This window comes from Pseudomonas sp. N-1-13, assembly GCF_057787095.1.
On record NZ_JBYNRI010000001.1, the window covers coordinates 61,656 to 79,445 of the forward strand.

Genomic DNA, 17,790 nt, shown 5'->3' on the forward strand with positions numbered 1-17,790 from the left:
GCGACGGTGTTGGCGTCATCGGGGGTGCCGGTGACGTGACTGCGTGATCCGTTCGCTTTTATTCGCTGTCTGGGCCGCGCAGGTTTTCAAATTGACTCATGCCGTCGGGAATCAGGTTGCGCACGATGGTCGCAAAGTCGGCGTTCACCAGAATCTTGGCCCGATTCAACAGCACCGGCAGGGGGCTGGAGGGCTCTTGACGGGCGTAGTACGCGAGAATCCGGTCCAGGCTGCGCAGCACGTCGTCGCGGCTGTTGATTTCGCCAGGGGCGGTGCTGCGTGGCGCGCCCGCGCTCGGCGCGGTGGTGTGTTCAACCGGCGCGGTGTTGTCGTCGCCGCTGCTGATGACTTCGGGCAGGGCGCTGTCGCCGCTCTGTGGGGCGAACTGGCCGAGAATCTGCAGGGCCATCTTGAGCGGTTGCTTCAGCGGGCCAAGGTCCACGCCTTGGGCGGAACCGACTTGATCGCTGACGTGTTGCTCGATGGCTTCGGCGGCGCTGCGGGCTTCCAACAGGGCGGCGCGGGTGATTTCCAGCTGCTCGGGATCACTGTCGAGCAGGGCTCCGGCGAGCTGTTCAGCGCCGAGGCTTTCATTCGGGAAACTTTGCAGGCCGCTGGCATTGGCGGCGGCGCGCAGGCTCACGGCACCGAAGGTGCGCGAGCGGGCCAGAATGCTTTCGCGCAGCAGGCCAATGGTGATATCGGATGTCAGGCCGGCGAGGGCGTTGATGCGCACGGTGGGATCGTTGTCGTCCTCGGCGTCCAGGCGCGGATGCAGCTCGGCCCAGTACTGCTTGAGCAATTCGCTGGTCAGCGTCAACACACGGGCCAGGCCCGGTATGCCTTCCAGGGCCAGGGAACTTTGCAGCAGGAAATGGGTGATGCGCAGGTCTTTGCTGCGTTGCAGCAGGTCCAGGCTTTGCTGCTGGATGCTGCGCCACTCAGGGGGTTCGGCAGGCAATATCGAATCGCCCATGCTGCGCTCGGGCTGACCTTGGGAATCGCGTTCCAGGCGCAAGAAATCCGCGTCATATTCCAAATCTTCACCGCACGGCGAAGTCGCGGATACGGCGGCGAGCAGCAGAGGCACATCCACTTCGTTCGATCTCCCTATCGCCCGCTGAATAACTCGGGCAGTGCACACGCAAGTTCCGAATGGAACTCCACATGTTCCTTGAGGCTAATGGCTCTTTAGATGCTTAATGATCTTAAAGTGCCATCACGTATATTCAAGAAGTTGTGCATTTTTGGTGTAGTACTTATGGCTTGTCAAGGTAAGCTATTTCCCCTGTGTGACAGTTGTGAGGCGCTTAACAACCTGCGCGACCAGTAGGTCAAGGCAGGCACTGATGCAGGTTTTTTGTCATGCAGGCGGGTTAATATCAGCAATCATGCTGGCAAAAAGCCGTTTCGCAGTTGGTTGCAAAGGTTTGTCGGCGAGTCGTTCGGGCGTAGATCCCGGCACTCGATCGCATGCGCAAGTGTTCAGCAAGGAGGCAAGATGGCGCTGTGTTTGACTATCACTAGTTATCACAAGATTACCCCGGGCCAGTGTTCTGAAAAGTCCATGGACCAGGGAGTGATGGCAATTGGCCGTAACTCCGATAATGACTGGGTATTACCGGACCCTGAGCGCCTGGTTTCCGGCAAACATTGCGTTATTCAATACAAAGACGGGCGTTATTACTTAACCGATAACAGCACTAATGGTGTGGAATTGGTCAAGGCCGGTGTCCGTTTGCGCAAGGGCAACAGTGAGCCGCTGCAAGACGGCGAAGTTATCCGCATTGGCGATTATGAAATCCAGGCGCGGGTGGATTTCAACCTGCCAGTCTCCGACAGCAATCCGTTCGCTGAGGCGCCCAGCAGCTTCGAAGCCTTGATGGGGCATCAGGGTGCCGGCTTGAATACACCTACGCCGATGCCCGTGGCTCCCCCGGCCCATTTCCAGGGTGCCTCGGCCATGGACACCTTGCCCGACCTGTTCGACTTCCTGAGCCCGGGCAGTGTCCCGCCGGCCACCCAGCCTGACCATGTGCCGGCCCAACAGCATGATTTCCGTCCACCTACGCCCATTGCTGCTCCCAGCCCGCCGCCGGTGATCGAGCCTGTGGCGCAGGCCTCGGCCTCGGTGATACCGGAGGACTGGGACCCGTTCAGCGACAAGCCCGCGCCCGTGGCAGTTGCTCCGATTCCTGTCGCTGCGCCACCGCCCGTTGTCGAGCGGCCTGTCGTAGAGCCGCCTGTCGTAGAGCCGGTGCCGACACCCCCGCCTCAGGTCCACGCCACCGCCGAACCTGCGCCGCTGCGCGAGGCGCCGGTGACCAGCGTTCAAACCCTGGCCACGCCGCCCAAGCCGCTCGACGCCGCCCAGCCCGACCTGTTGCAAGCCTTCCTGCGCGGCGCCGGGCTGGATCAGTTGCGCCTGGACCAGGCCCAGGCCGAGGCGCAGATGGAAAGCATCGGGCGCAGCTATCGGCTGATGGTCGAAGGCTTGATCGATGTCTTGCGTGCCCGTAGCAGCCTCAAGGGCGAGTTCCGCATTCAGCAAACGATGATCCAGCCGGTGGAAAACAACCCGCTGAAGTTCGCCCCTAATGTCGAGGAGGCCATGTTGTTGCTGCTGCGCCATGGCAACCAGGCATTCATGGCGCCGGATGTGGCGGTGCGTGACAGCTTCGACGACCTGCGCGCTCACCAACTGGCAGTGATGGCCGGCGTGGAAGCGGCCATCAAGCATTTGCTGGCGCGCTTTGAGCCGGCGCAACTGGAAGAGCGCATGGGCAAACCCGCTGGTCTGTCGAGCATTTTCAACGGCTCGCGACAGGCTCAGTACTGGCAGCAATTCACCGAGCTCTACAGCAACATTTCCCGGGAAGCCCAGGAGGATTTCCAGGACCTGTTCGGACGCGAATTCAGTCGCGCCTACGAAGAGCACAGCGCGCGACAGCGCCGCCTATAACACTTTTAAAAGCAATCAACGGATAGCTCAAACGTCATTGAGGACGCAGGATGATTTTCAGGTTTTTACTCGCAGTCGCCACCGTGCTTCTGCTGACGGCATGCGCCAAGGATGCGGCCGATCCACAGTCCGAAGAGGCTGACACCGCCGCCGTCGAACTGCACTTTCACGCCATTGCCGGCCTCAACCCCGGCGCCACCGGCCATCCGGCGCCGGTCCGGGTGCGAATTTTCGAACTGAAAAACGCCGCCACCTTCGCCCGCTCCGATTATTTCGCCCTGGCCGAACGGGCCCAGGCGACCCTCGGCGCCGACCTGATCGATCAGGACGAAGTGCTGGTCCAGCCCGGTCAGCAGTTGAGCCTGCAACGCGATCTCGATCCGGCTACCCGCCATATCGGCGTGCTGGTGGGCTATCGCGAACTGGACCGGTCACTGTGGCGCACGGTGATGAATGTCCCGCCGCGCCAATACACCGAATACCAGATCAGCCTCGACGTGCGCGCCGTGCGCAGCGCCGTCGTCGTTCCCCCATCCAGCCCTGCCCAATAAGCAATCGGAGCCCCCATGTCCTGGAACAATCGCGTGGTCTGGTCGGAAGGCATGTTCATTGGAACGCAGCACTTCCAGCAGCATGACCGTTACCTGGAAAACCTCATCGACGCCCGCAGCCGCCCGCTGTCGGCCGGCGCCTGGGGTTTTTCCCAATTGCTGATCGACCAGGGCCTGCTGGCCCAGGGCAAGCTGGCGATCGTTTCGGCGCGGGGCCTGCTGCCGGACGGCACACCGTTCAACATCCCCGAGGATGACCTGGCGCCGCCTGCGCTGAACGTCGATGACAACCTGCGCGATGGTCTGGTGTATCTGGCTTTGCCGCTCAAGCGTGCCGGTGCGCGTGACACCGTTGACGAAGGTGAAGCCCTCGGCGCTGCGCGCTACGTGAGCCAAGTGTGCGAAGTGCGTGACGATAACGCACCGTTCGAGAACCGCGCGCCGGTTGCCTTGGGTTCGCGGGCCTTGCGCCTGTTGACCGCGCAGGACGGCATCAGTGACTACGCCGCCATCGGCCTGGTACGCATCAAGGAGAAACGCGCCGACCGCGCCCTGGTGCTGGACGACAGCTACATCCCGCCGCTGCTGGATGTGGCCGCCTCCAAACCGTTGGCCGCGTTTCGCAGCGAACTGTTGGGCCTGCTCCATCAACGCGGCGAAGCCCTCGCCGGGCGGGTGGTGGCGTCCGGTGCCGGGGGCGCCTCGGAGATCGCCGATTTCATGCTGCTGCAATTGGTCAACCGCGCGCAGCCGCTGATCCAGCACCTGAGCCAGTTGAGCCCGTTGCACCCCGAACGGTTCTACAGCGAGCTGGTCAGCCTGGCCGGTGAGTTCTCGACCTTCACCGCTTCGGGGCGTCGGCCTCAGGAGTATCCGCAATACCAGCACGATGACCTGGCGCTCAGCTACGCGCCGGTCATGCAAGCCCTGCGTGAGGCCCTGTCGATGCTGATCGACAGCAAGGCCACGCCGATTCCGATTGTCGAGAAAGCCTACGGCATCCACGTGGCGATGCTGGCCGACAAGACCCTGCTCGAGAGCGCCAGTTTCATCCTGGTGGTGCGTGCCGATGTCCCGGCCGAAACCCTGCGCGGTCGCTTCGGCCAGCAGAGCAAGGTCGGTTCGGTGGAGCACATTCGCGATCTGGTCAACCTGCAGCTGCCGGGCATCGGCCTGCTGCCGTTGCCGGTGGCGCCACGCCAGCTTCCCTACCACGCCGGCTCCACTTACTACGAACTCGACCGCGGTAGCGATCACTGGCAGCAATTGAGCAACTCCGGCGGGTTCGCGTTCCACATCGCCGGCCAGTTCCCGGGGCTGAATCTGGCTTTCTGGGCGATCCGAGGATAAACCGCGATGAGCAACGACGATCGTACTCAGTTCATGCCGACGCCCGGTGGCCGTGGCGCCGACCCATTCCGCCCGGACTCTGGCCGTCCGGACCCTGGTCGTCCACAGCCGGCGCCCGCACCGCTGTCGATGCCGGCCGCCCCGGTCCTGACCGGTAAGGCCCAAGGCCTCAACCCGCTGGAAAGCGCGGCCGGTCCGCTGCTGGCGCTGTTGACGCGCCTGCGCAACACCATTGCCCATCCGGCTCCGGCCAGCCTGCGGGCGCAACTGTTGGCGTACCTGCGTCAATTCGAGGAGCGCGCCGAAGCCGCCGGCGTGGTGCGCAATGACGTGCTGCTGGCTCGTTACGCCCTGTGCACCGCCCTGGATGAAGCCGTGTTGAGTACCCCCTGGGGCGGCACCAGCGACTGGGGCAAACAGAGCCTGCTGATCACCGTGCACAACGAAGCCTGGGGCGGCGAGAAGGTGTTCCAGCTTCTGGAGCATTGCCTGCAAAGTCCACGGGAACGCTTGTACCTGCTGGAGCTTCTGTACCTGTGCATGTGCCTGGGTTTTGAAGGGCGCTACCGGGTGATGAACGACGGGCGCAGCCAACTGGAAGCCTTGCGCGAGCGCACCAGCGCGGTGATCCGCAGCGCCCGTGGCGACTACGAGCGTGAGCTGTCGCCGCACTGGCGCGGCGTTACCGTGGCCCGGGATCGGCTGGCGCAATTCATGCCGCCGTGGATCGCCGTGGCCATCGGCGCGGCCTTGTTGCTGGCGCTGCTGTTCGGTCTGCGCATGAAACTGGCTTCCGATGCCGAGCCGGTGTTCAAGAACATCCATGCCCTGGGAGAAATCCCGGTGCAGGCCATCGACCGCCCCGTGGTGCAGCCCAAAGTGATCGAGCGACCACGCCTGGCCGGTTTCCTGGCCGATGAAATCCGGGCCGGTCGGGTCGCGGTGGAAGATGCCGTGGATCGCTCGGTGGTGACTATCCGTGGCGATGAACTGTTCGCCTCGGGCAGCGCCAGCATCTCCGATGATCTGGAGCCGCTGATGTTGCGCATCGCCGATGCCATTCGCAAGGTCAAGGGCCAGGTACTGGTGACCGGCCACAGCGACAATCGCCCGATTGCCACCCTCAGGTTCCCATCCAACTGGGCGTTGTCCGAAGCGCGGGCCAAGTCGGTGCTGCAAATCCTTTCGGCCAAGACCGGCCAGGCCGAGCGCTTCAGCGCCGAAGGCCGCAGCGACACCGAGCCGTTGGCTTCCAACGCCACCGCAGAGGGGCGTGCGCGCAATCGTCGGGTTGAAATCACAGTATTGGCGGAGGGGGTCGAGTGAAGGCGTTTTTCAGTTTTATGATCCGCTGGGTCATCCCGCTGCTGGGGCTGATCGCCCTGAGCCTGATCATCTGGTTCGTCGGCCCGTTGCTGGACTGGCTGGTGCCCGAAGGTCGCCGTTGGGCGTTGATCATCCTGGTGTTCGCGGTGTGGGTCGCCTACCGGGTGTTTCGCATCATCCAGGCCCGCCGGCAGGCCGCCGAAGTCATGCGCAGCCTGGCCGCGCAAACCCCGCCCGACCCTACCAGCATCGCGACGGCCGAAGAACTCGAAACCCTGCGCCAGCGCATGGACGAAGCCTTGGCGCTGTTGAAGAAAGCCAAGCTGGGTGGGGACGAGCGCCGCAACCTCTACGAGCTGCCGTGGTACGTGATCATCGGCCCGCCGGGTTCGGGCAAGACCACTGCGCTGGTCAACTCTGGGCTGCATTTCCCGTTGGCCGCGCAACTGGGCGCCGGCGCGGTACGCGGCGTGGGCGGTACGCGCAACTGCGATTGGTGGTTTACTGACCAGGCGGTGCTGCTCGACACCGCTGGCCGCTACACCACTCAGGACAGTGACGCGACCGTCGACAAGGCCGCGTGGCTGGGCTTTCTCGGGCTGCTGAAAAAACAACGCGCCCGTCGCCCGATTGACGGTGCGTTCATTGCCATCAGTCTGTCGGACCTGCTGCTGGGCAGCGACGCCGAGCGCGCGGCTCATGCTGCGGCGATTCGCTTGCGCATCCAGGAGCTGTACACCCAACTGGGCGTACGCTTCCCGATCTACCTGATGCTGACCAAGCTCGACCTGGTGCCCGGGTTCATGGAGTTCTTCGACAGCCTGAGCAAGGAAGAGCGCGCCCAGGTCTGGGGCATGACCTTCGCCCTGGACGATGGCAAGAGCAACGACAGCCCGTTGGCGCATCTGCAAAGCGAATTCGCCGGCCTTGAGCAGCGCCTCAACGACCGCCTGGTGGAACGCTTGCAGCAAGAGCGCGACCCGGCGCGGCGCGACTTGATCTACGGTTTCCCGCAGCAGTTCGGCGCGCTGAAAGATTGTCTGCAAAGTTTCCTCGAAGGTGTGTTCAAACCCAACGCTTTCGAAGAGCGTGTGCTGCTGCGCGGGGTGTATTTCACCAGCGGCACCCAGGAAGGCAGCCCGATCGATCGCTTGATCGGCTCCATGGCCCAAAGCATGAACCTGGACCGCCAGCACCTGGCACGCCAGACCGGCACCGGGCGCAGTTACTTCATCGAAAAACTCTTCACCGCCGTGGCGTTCGCCGAGCGTGGGTTGGTGGGCGTCGATCCCAAGGTCGAGCGTCGGCGCAAGTGGATCGCCCGGGGCGTATTGGCCTCGACCGTGGCTTTGGTGCTGGTGGTTTCGACGTTGTGGTGGATCAGCTATCGGGCCAACCAGGCGTACATCACCCAGGTCGATCAGAAAGTCGCGCCGCTGGGTCAGGCCGTGCAGAGCCTCAGTCCGGCACAACGCGATGTCCTCGCCGTATTGCCATTGCTCAACGCCGTGAAGCACCTGGCCGACGACGCGCCCGATTGGGCCGAGGGCCTGGGTCTGTATCAGGGCGACATGCTCGAAGCCGAGTCCGGCAGTGTCTATCGCAAGTTGCTGATCGCCGTGTTCGCGCCACGCTTGCTGACACGTATCGAAGAGCAACTGCACAGCGGCGGCAGTTCGGATTTCCTCTATGAAGGATTGAAGGCCTACCTGATGCTCGCTGACAACGAGCACTACGATGCCGACTTCATCAAGGCCTGGGTTGCCCTGGATTGGGACCGCAGCCTGCCGCGTGATCTGCCGGCCGATCAACGGCTGGCCCTGGGCGAGCATTTACAGGCGCTGTTCGAGCGTCGTCCGCCCACCGCCCGCCTGGACCCGCGCTTGATCGAAGACCTGCGCCGGCAATTGCAGCAACTGCCCGTGGCCCAGCGCGTCTATGACCGGGTCAAGCGCCAGAAACTGCCCGAGGGCATCGCCGATTTTCGCCTCAACGAAGCCGCCGGGCGCGACGCTGCGCTGGTGTTCAGCCGCAAGAGCGGCAAACCCTTGGGCGAGCCACTGAGCGGGTTCTTCACGGTCAAGGGCTATCGCCAGGGCTTTTTGCTCACCAGCCTGAACCAGGCTGGAACGCTGGCTGAAGAGCAATGGGTGTTGGGTCGCGACGAGGCCGGGCAGCAGGACGTCGCCAGCCTGGCCGCCGAAGTGCGCCGCCTGTATTTCCAGGACTATCAGCGCCAATGGGACGCCTTGCTGGCCGACATCGACTTTGTGCCGATCACCAGCGTGGCCCAGGCCGCCGATGTCTTGCGGGTCCTGTCCGGGCCAAGTTCGCCGTTGAAAAAACTGCTGGTGGCGGTGGCGAAAGAGACCGACCTGCAACAGGAGGAACGCTTGCTGGCGGCCCAAGGCGAGCAGGTCGAAGGCGGTGTGGACAAGCTCAAGGAGCGCCTGGGCAGCTTGCTCGGCCAGGAGCAAGCGGCGCAAAACGCACCCCAGGCCAGCGTTGATCCGGTCACTGCGCATTTCGCCGAGCTCAACAGCATCGTCAGCAAAAACGAAGGCGAACCGGCGGCTATCGATGGCCTGCTCGCCGACATGAATGCCTTGTACGTGCAGGTCAGCGCCATGGTCGGCGCCAGCGGCGACGCCCTGCTCGGCGAAGCCAAGAACCAGGCCCAGGCTGCTGCCACACGGGTCAGCCTCAACGCCGAACGCCAGCCGCCGCTGGTGCAAGGCCTGGTCAAATCGGTGGTCAACTCCACCACCAACAGCATGATGGGCGGGGTGCGCAATCAACTGAACGCCGCCTGGACCAGCGAAGTGGTGAACATCTACCGCCAGTCCCTGGCCGGTCGTTATCCCATGTCGCCGGGCAGTGCGCGGGACGCAACCCTGGACGACTTCGGTCAGTTCTTCGGCGTCGGCGGGGTGATGGACAACTACTTCCGCAAATACCTGCAGCCCTACGTCGACACCTCGACCCCGGCCTGGCGCTGGCAGCCGGGTGCGGCACAGAAGCTCGGTATCGCCCCTGGCGTGCTGCAAACCTTCCAGCGTGCGGCCACCATCCGCGATGCGTTTTTCCGTTCCGGCGGCACCCAGCCGATGGTGCGCTTCGAGCTCAAGCCGGTGGCGATGGACTCGACCATCACCCAGTTTTTGCTCGACCTCGACGGCCAGCAGCTGAGCTACGACCACGGCCCGAGTCGTCCGACCGCCATGCAGTGGCCCAACCCCGGCAGCATCGGCGTGGTACGGATCTCGATCCTGCCGCCCTCGGCCAATGGGCGCTCCGGTATCACTCTGGACGGCCCGTGGGCCTGGTTCCGCCTGTTGGAACAATCGGACCTGACCGCCGGCAACTCGCCAGACCGCTTCAACCTGCGGCTGCGGGTCGACGGCGCCAGCGCCTCTTACGAGCTGCGGGCCAACAGTGCCTTCAACCCGTTCAAGAGCCGCGTGCTCAGCGGCTTCAGCCTGCCGGAGCGTCTATGAGTACAGCGGGCTTCTATGGAAAGTTGGCCAGCCGCGGGGACTTCGTCAGCCGGGGCTTGCCCCAGAGTTTTATCGGCCCGTGGGATTCGTGGCTGGCGGCGGGATTGCTCGCCAGCCAGACCGGCCTGGGCGAGCGTTGGCTGGATGCCTATCTGGTCAGCCCGCTGTGGCGCTTCATGGTCGCGCCTGGGGTCTGTGGGCCCGACGCCGCCGTGGGCGTGGTGATGCCGAGTATCGATCGGGTCGGCCGCTATTTTCCGCTGACCGTCGCGGTGTTGCTGGAGCCCGACGCGGACCCGGCGTCCGTGGTGGGCGGTGCGGACGAGTGGTTTGAGCGGGTGGAGAACCTGTTGCTGAGCACGTTGAGTGTGGAGGCCAGTTTCGAAGCGTTCAACGAACAGTTGGAGACCCTCGGCAGCCCGATGTATCTGCCGCGCACGCCGAGCAGCCGCTTTGCCAGCCTGCATCGCTTCGACGCCACCGACCCGCAGCGGCGCATGAGCGCCCTGGCCGAAGCGGCCTGCGAAGGCGTGAGCGTGTGGTGGGGCCAGGGTTCGGAACGTATCGCGCCCGGTCTGATGCGCTGCCAGGGTTTGCCGGCCGCCGCTGATTTTGCGCAATTTTTGCTCGGCCAAGAAGGTGTTGTGTAGATGCGTCCAAGTGCTGGGAAAGCCTTCAAGTCTGCAAGCAAGAGCCATGTCGGCATGGTTCGCCAGGTCAACGAAGACGCGTGCCTGGAACTGCCGGAAAACGGCCTGTGGGTGGTCGCCGATGGCATGGGTGGGCACGCGGCGGGCGACTACGTCAGCAGTCTGATCGTCGACAGCCTGCGCGGCATTGCCGCGGGCCGTTCGCTGGACGAATACGTCGCCGCACTGCACAGCGACTTGCTGCGGGTCAACGCCGCCGTGCGTGAAGAAACCGCCAACCGTGGCGTGACCATGATGGGCAGCACTGTGGTGGTGCTGGTTGCGCGGGACCTGCGCGGCATGTGCCTGTGGGCCGGTGACAGTCGTTTGTATCGCCTGCGCGATGGCAAGCTCGACAGCATCTCCCGCGATCACAGCTACGTCCAGGACCTGCAGGACAGTGGCCTGCTCAGCGAAGCCGAAGCCCGGGTGCATCCACGGGCCAACATCGTTACCCGTGCCATCGGGGTCGAGGCGCAACTGAATCTGGCGATGGTCGAGTTGCTGCTGGTGCCCGGCGACAGCTACCTGCTGTGCAGCGACGGCCTGACCAAGACCGTCGAGGACGATGAAATCCGTGAAGTCCTGAACCACGACGATCCCGGTGAGATCGCCAGCAGCCTGGTGTCCCTGGGCCTGATGCGTGGCGCGCCGGACAACATCACTGTGGTTGTCGTGAAGGTGCCGTCATGAGCTTGACCTTGAACATTGTCATCCCTGGCTACGACATCGAAGGGCCGATCGGTGAAGGCGCGATGGCCAGCGTCTACCTGGCGACCCAGCGCTCGTTGGAGCGCAAGGTGGCGCTGAAAGTCATGGCGGCCGCGTTGGCGGCCGACCCGACGTTCTGCGAGCGCTTCCTGCGCGAAGGCAAGACCCTGGCGCGCCTGTCCCATCCGCACACGGTCACCATCCATGACATCGGCAACGTCGGTGAGCTGTATTACATGGCCATGGAATACCTGCCCAACGGCACGCTCAAGGAGCGCATCGCCGCCGGCCTGTCACCGGAGCAGGGCCTGATCTACATCCGCCAGATTGCCTCGGCCTTGGGTTACGCCCATGGCTTGGGCCTGGTGCACCGTGACGTCAAGCCGGCCAACATCCTGTTCCGCGCTGACGGTACGGCGGTGCTCTCGGACTTCGGCATCGCCAAGTCCCTGGACGACCGCACCCAATTCACCCAGGCCGGTTTCGCCGTCGGCACGCCCAGCTACATGAGCCCGGAACAGGCCCGTGGGCAAGACATCGACGGTCGTGCCGACCTGTATGCCCTGGGCGTGGTGCTCTACGAAATCCTTGTCGGCAAACTGCCGTATACCGGCAACGACGCGCTGTCCACGGCCCTGGCGCACTTGACCGAACCGCTGCCGGAGTTGCCGGTGCATCACGGTCATTACCAGGACGTACTGCGCAAACTGCTGGCCAAAGACCCGGCGGAGCGTTTCCCGGATGCAGCGGCTCTCTTGCGGGCGCTGGACAATCTGCCTGAGGAATCGGCGCAAGCGACGCTGATCCGGCCGTTGCCGCTGCCCGTGTCGACGCCACCGAGCGGCGATGACCTGGCTGGATTGACTCCGGTGTCCATCGATATTCCGACAGGGCCGGCACAGCCGCAATCCCAGCCCAAGCCAACCCCGCCGCCGGTGAGCCCGACTCAAAGCTCTAGCGTTTCGTCGCAGCCCAAGACCCCGCTATTCGCCCTGGCCGCCGTCGCGGTGGCCGTTGCGCTGGCGTTGGGGGGTGGGGCTTATTGGTGGCTGTCGGGCGATGGTGGAGAAGCCACGAAGCCGCCGATTGTCTCGACGCCGCCGGTAAATCCACCACCGGTGAAAACTCCAGATGTGCCCCCGGCAAAACCGCCTGTGGCAACGCAGGCCGATGGCGGCCAGCGTCCATTGTTGATGGCTGGCAAGAAAACCCTGTTCCAGCGAGTGCTGAGCAAACCGGGCGCCAAGCTCACTGAAGAAGCGGGCGCTGCGCCGGGCAAGGCTTTGCCGGCGTTTTCCGTGCTCTACGTGTATGAGCGCAAAGACCTCGATGGCAGCCCCTGGTTGCGGGTCGGCGCGGCCACGGACGGGCGCAGCGACGGTTGGTTGCCGGCCACGCAGGTCAGCGACTGGAAGCAAAGCCTGGTGCTCAAGTTCACCGAGCGTTCCGGCCGTGCGCCGGTAATGTTCCTGCGCCAGCCCGGCGAAGTGGAAAAGCTGCTGGCCGACCCTTCAGCGGCCAGGAATGTCTTGCTCAAGGCCCAGCAGAACCGTGAAGACAATCAGCAAGTGCTGGCCCTGGAACCGGCCGCCAGCGCCGTGCCGCAGAATCAGTTCTACCTGTTGCCGATCTTCGATTTCCGCGAAAGCTTCGATGAGACCGGCCAGCCGGTGCAGTTGCTGAACGTGGCGTCCATCGACCCCGGCAACACGCCGAAGGCTACCCCCAACACGCCCATCAGCACCGCCAACGCCGACGCGTTCCGTACCGCCGTGGTGCTGGTGGTGGACACCACCGTGTCGATGCAGCCCTACATCGATCAGGTCCGCGACGTGGTCCACGAGCTGCAAAGCCGCATCGCCGAGCGTGGCGAGCTGGACAGTGTCAGCTTCGGCATGGTGGGTTTTCGCAGCAGCACCCAGAAAACCCCCGGCCTGGAATACGTCGCCAAGACCCTGATCACCTTGGAGCAGGGCCGCGACCCGCAACGCTTCATGGAGATGGCGCGACAGGTCAAGGCGTCCACGGTGTCGAGCCATTCGTTCAACGAGGATGCGTTTGCCGGCGTCATGGAAGCGGTGGAGGGCATGGACTGGTCCGGTTATGGCGGGCGCTTGATTCTGTTGGTCACCGACGCTGGCGCCCTGCGCAAGAACGATCCGTTTGCCGCCACGCAAATGAACGAGGCCGAAGTGCGGCAGGCGGCGCTGGGTAAACAGATCAAGATCTACGCCCTGCACCTGCTCAGCGACGCTGGCAAGAAAACACACGGCGGTGCGCAGAGCCAATATCGCACCCTGACCGCCGACGCCAACCCGCAGATCGGTGACCTGTACATTCCGGTGCCGGGCGCCGATGTGCGCAAGTTGGGTGAGCGCGTCGACGAGATCGGCTCGGTGTTCGCCGACCTGGTGCACCAGGTGCGCAGCAACAAACCGCAAAGCGTGCCGCAGTTGGGCGCGGCGCCGAGCCTGAGCGATAAATCGGCGGCGGTGGGCTACGCGATGCACATGGACTTTTTGGGACGCAAATCCGCCAGCCAGGCCCCGCAATTGGTCAGCGCCTGGACTGCCGACCGTGACCTGACCAACCCGGCGCTGCCGGCGTTCCAGGTGTGCGTGATGCTGACCAAACTGCAACTCAACGACTTGCAGCAGTCGCTGAAGCTGATCGTCGATGCGGCGCGCAAGACCCAGACTTCGCCCAAGGATTTCTTCCAGGAAATCGCCAGCGCCAGTGCCTACATGAGCCGTGATCCTTCGGCGTTGCGCAAGGGCGGCAACCTGGCTGATGGCGGGATTCTCGGTGAGTACCTCGAAGGGCTGCCGTACCGCAGCAAGTCGCTGAACATGACCCAGGATTTGTGGCTGTCCCTGAGCGTGGCCGAGCAGGAAGATTTCATCGACGAGCTGGATTCGAAAATCCGCCTCTACGAGACCTTCCACAACGATCTGGCCAACTGGGTGCGGTTCGGCGATGCCGAGCCGGGCGATGCCCTGTACCGCGTTCCATTGTCGACGCTGCCGTGATGCTGAATATGAGCGCCGTACACAAAAGCCGGGGCGTCGGCAGCCAGCGCTACAGCCTGGTGATTCCACGGCTGCAATTGCGTGCCGGCGAACAACTGGCGGTGGTCGGCCCCAGCGGTTGCGGCAAGAGCACTTTGCTGGATCTGCTGGCCTTGGTGCTGGCGCCGGATCAGGCCGGGCAGTTTGACTTCATACCGGCCAACACGCCGTTGGACATCGCCGCGCTGTGGCGTGCGGGGCAGCAGGGCACCTTGGCGGACCTGCGCAGCCGGCATTTGGGTTATGTGCTGCAAACCGGTGGTTTGCTGGGTTTTCTGGACGTGCGCGGCAACATCGAGTTGTCGCGCAAACTGCTTGGCATGGCGGATGACGGCAGCGTCACGCGCCTGGTCGGTCAACTGGACATCGCCGACCAACTGGGCAAGAAGCCGGCGGATTTGTCCGTCGGCCAGCGCCAGCGGGTCAGTTGCGCCCGCGCCTTGGCGCATGGGCCGCGCCTGTTGCTGGCGGATGAACCCACCGCAGCCCTCGACCCACTGAACGCTGAGCGGGTCATGCAGTTGCTGGTGGCCCAGGCCCGCGATCACGGTGTGTGTTGTGTGGTCGCCACCCACGATGAGTCACTGGCCCGCGCCAGCGGTTTGCAGGTGCGGCGCATCAGTTGTCGTCGCGACGCCGATGGTGGCGTCACCGCAACCCTCGGGGAGGCTTGCTGATGCGCGGCGCGCTGGTGGCTTCCCTGGCCTGGCAGGATTACCGCAACGACGCCTGGCTGTCGGCCTGTTCGGTGCTGGCGCTGGTGGCGGTGGTCGCGCCGTTGCTGGTGTTGTTCGGCCTGAAATTCGGTCTGGTCAGCAGCCTCACCGAGCGCCTCGAGAATGATCCGGCTACCCGGGAAATCATCCCGTTGGGTGGCGGCCGGTTCAGCGCTGAGTTCGTCGAGCAATTGGGCCGGCGCAACGACGTGGCGTTTGCCCTGGCCCGCACGCGGCAGATTGCGGCCACTGCGGATTTGAGCCGCGAGGCTGAGCCCGTCACCGTCGAGATGATCCCCACGGCGGCCAATGATCCTTTGTTTGAGCGCCTGCCGGTGCCGCAAGGCCTGGATCAAGTGGTGCTCAGCCACACCGCCGCCGAAAAACTCGGCGCCAGGGCCGGTGATTGGCTGCAGGCCAGTTTCGGTCGGCAGGTGGCCGGTCGTAGCGAGGCGCAGCGCACGCGCGTGCAGGTGTTGCACGTACTGCCGCTGCAAGCCTTTGCCCGGGATGGTTTGTTCGCGCCGCTGGCGCTGCTGGAAGCGGCCGAGGATTACCGCGACGGTCGCGCCGTGCCCGCGTTCGGCTGGCCGGGCGACGCGGTGGGGCAGAGCGCGCAGCGGGTCTACCCGGCGTTTCGCCTGTACGCCCGCAACCTGGGTGATGTGGAGCCGCTGCGCGAGTATTTCGCGGCGCAGAACCTGCTGGTGTCCACCCAGGCCCAGACCATCGCACAGGTGCAATCGCTGAGCCGCAACCTGTCGATTGTGTTCTGGATCATCGCTGGGTTGGCGTTGGCGGGAGCGTTCGCGGCGATTTTTGCCGGTGCCCTGGCGGCGGTCGAGCGTAAGCGCCGGGAACTGTCGGTGTTGCGCCTGCTGGGGGTTTCTACGGCGGCGCTGTTGTTGTTCGTGGTGTTGCAGGCGCTCTACAGCGCCGCACTGGCGGCCTTGTTGAGTGCCGGACTGTATGGCCTGGCGCAGTCGGGCCTCAATTATTTATTTGCGCAGTTGCCGGGCGAGTACGCCAGCCATCTGTTGCCGCGTCACTACACCTTGGCTCTGGTGGCCGTGCTCGGCGTCAGCGCCGTGGCGGCGGCTTGTGGTGGCTGGCGGGTGGCGCGCATCCAGGCGTGTGAAGGAATTCGCGATGTATAAGTTATTGGGCGCCGCCGTGGCGCTGAGCCTGGCCGGTTTAACCTGGGCCGACGAAAGCACCGACAAACTGGACAACCCCAAACCGCTGCCCGGTGACGTCAGCCTGCCGCTGCCGTGCGAAGGGCAAATGGTGTTCCGTTACGTCTACATCCTCGCCCAAGGCACCCTGGATGATCGGGAGATCAGCCTTGGCTACCCGTTCAGCGAGGGCGAGGCCGGCTATAAGCAGTCGTTCATTTCCGGTTACCGTCGGGACTTCATCAACGGCCAGTTCACCCTCAAGGACCTGCCCAAGGACTGGAACAAAACCATCGCGCCGTTGATGCCCAAGGCTGACGCCAAGACTCCGCTCAAACCGATGCTGTACTTCATCGGCAAATACGAGGTCACCGCTCGCCAATACGCCCAGGTCATGGCCCAGGCGCAGTCGTTGGCCAGCGGCGAACCCGCGCCGGCCTGCGAGACCCTCAAAACCGAGCTGCCCCAAGGCATGGCCGGGCGTTTGCCCAAGGTGAAACTGTCCAAGTTCGAGGCCGAACGTTTTGCGGCGGTGTACAGCGCCTGGCTGATGAAATACCACAAGGATCTGCTGCCGGTGAGCGGTCGCGGCACCTCCGCCGAAGACGGCGGGCTGGGCTTCGTGCGTTTGCCCACCGAAGTCGAGTGGGAATTCGCCGCCCGTGGCGGGCAAGCCGTCAGCCGCCAGGACTTGGAGGGGCGCTTGTTTCCCCGACGTCTGGAAGGCAGTGAAAGCGATGGGCCACTGGCCGACTGGGCGGTGTTCAATCAGGTCGCTGGCGGCACCGGCCAGGCGGCGCGGCTGATGCCCGTCGGGATCAAACTGCCAAATCCCATCGGCTTGTTCGACGTGATCGGCAACGCCGCCGAGATGGTTCAGGAGTCCTTCCAACTGGTGCATGCCGGTCGCCGCCAGGGCGCCTACGGTGGCTTCGTGGTCAAGGGCGGTAACTACCTGGAAGGCGAAGGCACGCTGTTCACCGGAATGCGCCGCGAGTATCCGTTGTTCGCCGCCGACGGCACCGAGCAAAGCAACGAAACCACCGGGTTCCGCGTGGCGGTCGGGGCATTGTCGGCGCCGCGCTCACGTTACAAAGAGCTGTTCGCCCAATGGGAGAAAGAAGGCCGCCTCGCATCCCTGACTGATGCCATCGATGAAGCCGAAGACCCGACCAAGCGCCTGGACAGCATCATCGCCGCCAGCGTCGACCCACGCCTGCAGGCCGAGCTAGGGCTGGTCAACGAAGAGCTCAAGCGCAACGTCTCGCTCATCGCCCAGCAGCGCGAGGAAGCGGCGGGCAACCTGATCCAGTCGGCGGCCCTGGTGGTCGAGACCATCAATAACTACAACATTCGCCTGACCAATTTGCAGAACAGTCGCCAGCAGGCCTTGGACGCCAAGGACGAGGCCAGCGCCAAGCTGTTCGCCACGGCCATCAACAACGGCCGCAGCGCGCTCGATGGCGCCGTGGCGATTTACATCGACAACCTGGCCACCGGCACGCGTTACACCGATGCCGTGATCCAGGCGCAGTTTCAACGCATCAAGGAGGAATTGGAGCGCAAGCCGGTGCTGGGCAAGAGCCTGGTGGCGCGCGCAACGTTATTCGTTCGCCATGTCGGTCAGTATCGTCAGCAAAAACGAGCCGACCCGGCGGCGATATTGAAGGAACTGCTCGCATCGAGCAGTCAGCGGTCTTGATCGTTGATTGTCAGCGAGCTTGGAAGGGACTCAGACGGCGGTG

Annotated in this window: 12 protein-coding genes; 11 read left to right on the forward strand and 1 reads right to left on the reverse strand. The window is 64.1% G+C overall.

What is annotated here, in order from left to right; genetic code table 11:
• Positions 1 to 58: 58 nt before the first annotated feature.
• Positions 59 to 1,096 carry a type VI secretion system protein TssA gene (tssA, locus tag AC3I65_RS00275; protein ID WP_454864260.1) on the reverse strand — a complete coding sequence of 346 codons (1,038 nt, stop codon included), beginning with the start codon at positions 1,094 to 1,096 and terminating at the stop codon, positions 59 to 61.
• A 405-nt stretch (positions 1,097 to 1,501) separates the two neighbouring features.
• Between tssA and tagH the strand changes: the two genes are divergently transcribed.
• From tagH to AC3I65_RS00330, 11 genes are read left to right on the forward strand one after another with little or no spacing between them, the layout of a single operon-like run.
• Positions 1,502 to 2,962 carry a type VI secretion system-associated FHA domain protein TagH gene (gene tagH / locus AC3I65_RS00280; RefSeq protein WP_488523392.1) on the forward strand — a complete coding sequence of 487 codons (1,461 nt, stop codon included), beginning with the start codon at positions 1,502 to 1,504 and terminating at the stop codon, positions 2,960 to 2,962.
• A gap of 50 nt (positions 2,963 to 3,012) precedes the next feature.
• A complete protein-coding gene (gene tssJ, locus AC3I65_RS00285) occupies positions 3,013 to 3,513 on the forward strand; it encodes a type VI secretion system lipoprotein TssJ (protein WP_047226776.1) in 501 nt (166 codons plus the stop codon).
• A gap of 15 nt (positions 3,514 to 3,528) precedes the next feature.
• A complete protein-coding gene (tssK, locus tag AC3I65_RS00290) occupies positions 3,529 to 4,863 on the forward strand; it encodes a type VI secretion system baseplate subunit TssK (RefSeq protein ID WP_047226777.1) in 1,335 nt (444 codons plus the stop codon).
• A gap of 6 nt (positions 4,864 to 4,869) precedes the next feature.
• Positions 4,870 to 6,189, forward strand: coding sequence for a DotU family type VI secretion system protein (locus tag AC3I65_RS00295; RefSeq protein ID WP_047226778.1), 1,320 nt, complete (start codon positions 4,870 to 4,872; stop codon positions 6,187 to 6,189).
• Positions 6,186 to 9,686: a type VI secretion system membrane subunit TssM gene (tssM, locus tag AC3I65_RS00300; RefSeq protein WP_160891380.1), complete on the forward strand. Its 3,501-nt coding sequence runs from the start codon at positions 6,186 to 6,188 to the stop codon at positions 9,684 to 9,686. Before AC3I65_RS00295 ends, tssM begins: the two co-directional genes overlap by 4 nt.
• Entirely contained in the window at positions 9,683 to 10,336 is a 654-nt protein-coding gene (gene tagF, locus AC3I65_RS00305) for a type VI secretion system-associated protein TagF (RefSeq protein ID WP_076383101.1), read from the forward strand. The genes tssM and tagF overlap by 4 nt, the downstream gene beginning before the upstream one ends.
• On the forward strand, positions 10,337 to 11,068 hold the full coding sequence (locus tag AC3I65_RS00310; RefSeq protein WP_047226781.1) for a PP2C family protein-serine/threonine phosphatase: 732 nt from the start codon (positions 10,337 to 10,339) through the stop codon (positions 11,066 to 11,068).
• Entirely contained in the window at positions 11,065 to 14,115 is a 3,051-nt protein-coding gene (locus AC3I65_RS00315; protein WP_488523393.1) for a serine/threonine-protein kinase, read from the forward strand. Before AC3I65_RS00310 ends, AC3I65_RS00315 begins: the two co-directional genes overlap by 4 nt.
• A complete protein-coding gene (locus tag AC3I65_RS00320; protein WP_047226783.1) occupies positions 14,115 to 14,831 on the forward strand; it encodes an ABC transporter ATP-binding protein in 717 nt (238 codons plus the stop codon). The genes AC3I65_RS00315 and AC3I65_RS00320 overlap by 1 nt, the downstream gene beginning before the upstream one ends.
• On the forward strand, positions 14,831 to 16,027 hold the full coding sequence (locus tag AC3I65_RS00325; protein WP_047226784.1) for an FtsX-like permease family protein: 1,197 nt from the start codon (positions 14,831 to 14,833) through the stop codon (positions 16,025 to 16,027). The genes AC3I65_RS00320 and AC3I65_RS00325 overlap by 1 nt, the downstream gene beginning before the upstream one ends.
• Complete coding sequence (locus tag AC3I65_RS00330) at positions 16,020 to 17,747, forward strand: formylglycine-generating enzyme family protein (RefSeq protein ID WP_047226785.1); 1,728 nt, start codon at positions 16,020 to 16,022, stop codon at positions 17,745 to 17,747. Before AC3I65_RS00325 ends, AC3I65_RS00330 begins: the two co-directional genes overlap by 8 nt.
• Positions 17,748 to 17,790 lie beyond the last annotated feature (43 nt).

Excerpts from the sequence above, each read along its gene's own strand:
- tagH (WP_488523392.1), top strand. The coding sequence starts at position 1,502 with ATGGCGCTGTGTTTGACTATCACTAGTTATCACAAGATTACCCCGGGC.
- AC3I65_RS00315 (WP_488523393.1), top strand. The coding sequence starts at position 11,065 with ATGAGCTTGACCTTGAACATTGTCATCCCTGGCTACGACATCGAAGGG.
- AC3I65_RS00295 (WP_047226778.1), top strand. The coding sequence starts at position 4,870 with ATGAGCAACGACGATCGTACTCAGTTCATGCCGACGCCCGGTGGCCGT.
- AC3I65_RS00310 (WP_047226781.1), top strand. The coding sequence starts at position 10,337 with ATGCGTCCAAGTGCTGGGAAAGCCTTCAAGTCTGCAAGCAAGAGCCAT.
- tssJ (WP_047226776.1), top strand. The coding sequence starts at position 3,013 with ATGATTTTCAGGTTTTTACTCGCAGTCGCCACCGTGCTTCTGCTGACG.
- AC3I65_RS00325 (WP_047226784.1), top strand. The coding sequence starts at position 14,831 with ATGCGCGGCGCGCTGGTGGCTTCCCTGGCCTGGCAGGATTACCGCAAC.
- tssK (WP_047226777.1), top strand. The coding sequence starts at position 3,529 with ATGTCCTGGAACAATCGCGTGGTCTGGTCGGAAGGCATGTTCATTGGA.
- AC3I65_RS00330 (WP_047226785.1), top strand. The coding sequence starts at position 16,020 with ATGTATAAGTTATTGGGCGCCGCCGTGGCGCTGAGCCTGGCCGGTTTA.
- tagF (WP_076383101.1), top strand. The coding sequence starts at position 9,683 with ATGAGTACAGCGGGCTTCTATGGAAAGTTGGCCAGCCGCGGGGACTTC.
- AC3I65_RS00320 (WP_047226783.1), top strand. The coding sequence starts at position 14,115 with ATGCTGAATATGAGCGCCGTACACAAAAGCCGGGGCGTCGGCAGCCAG.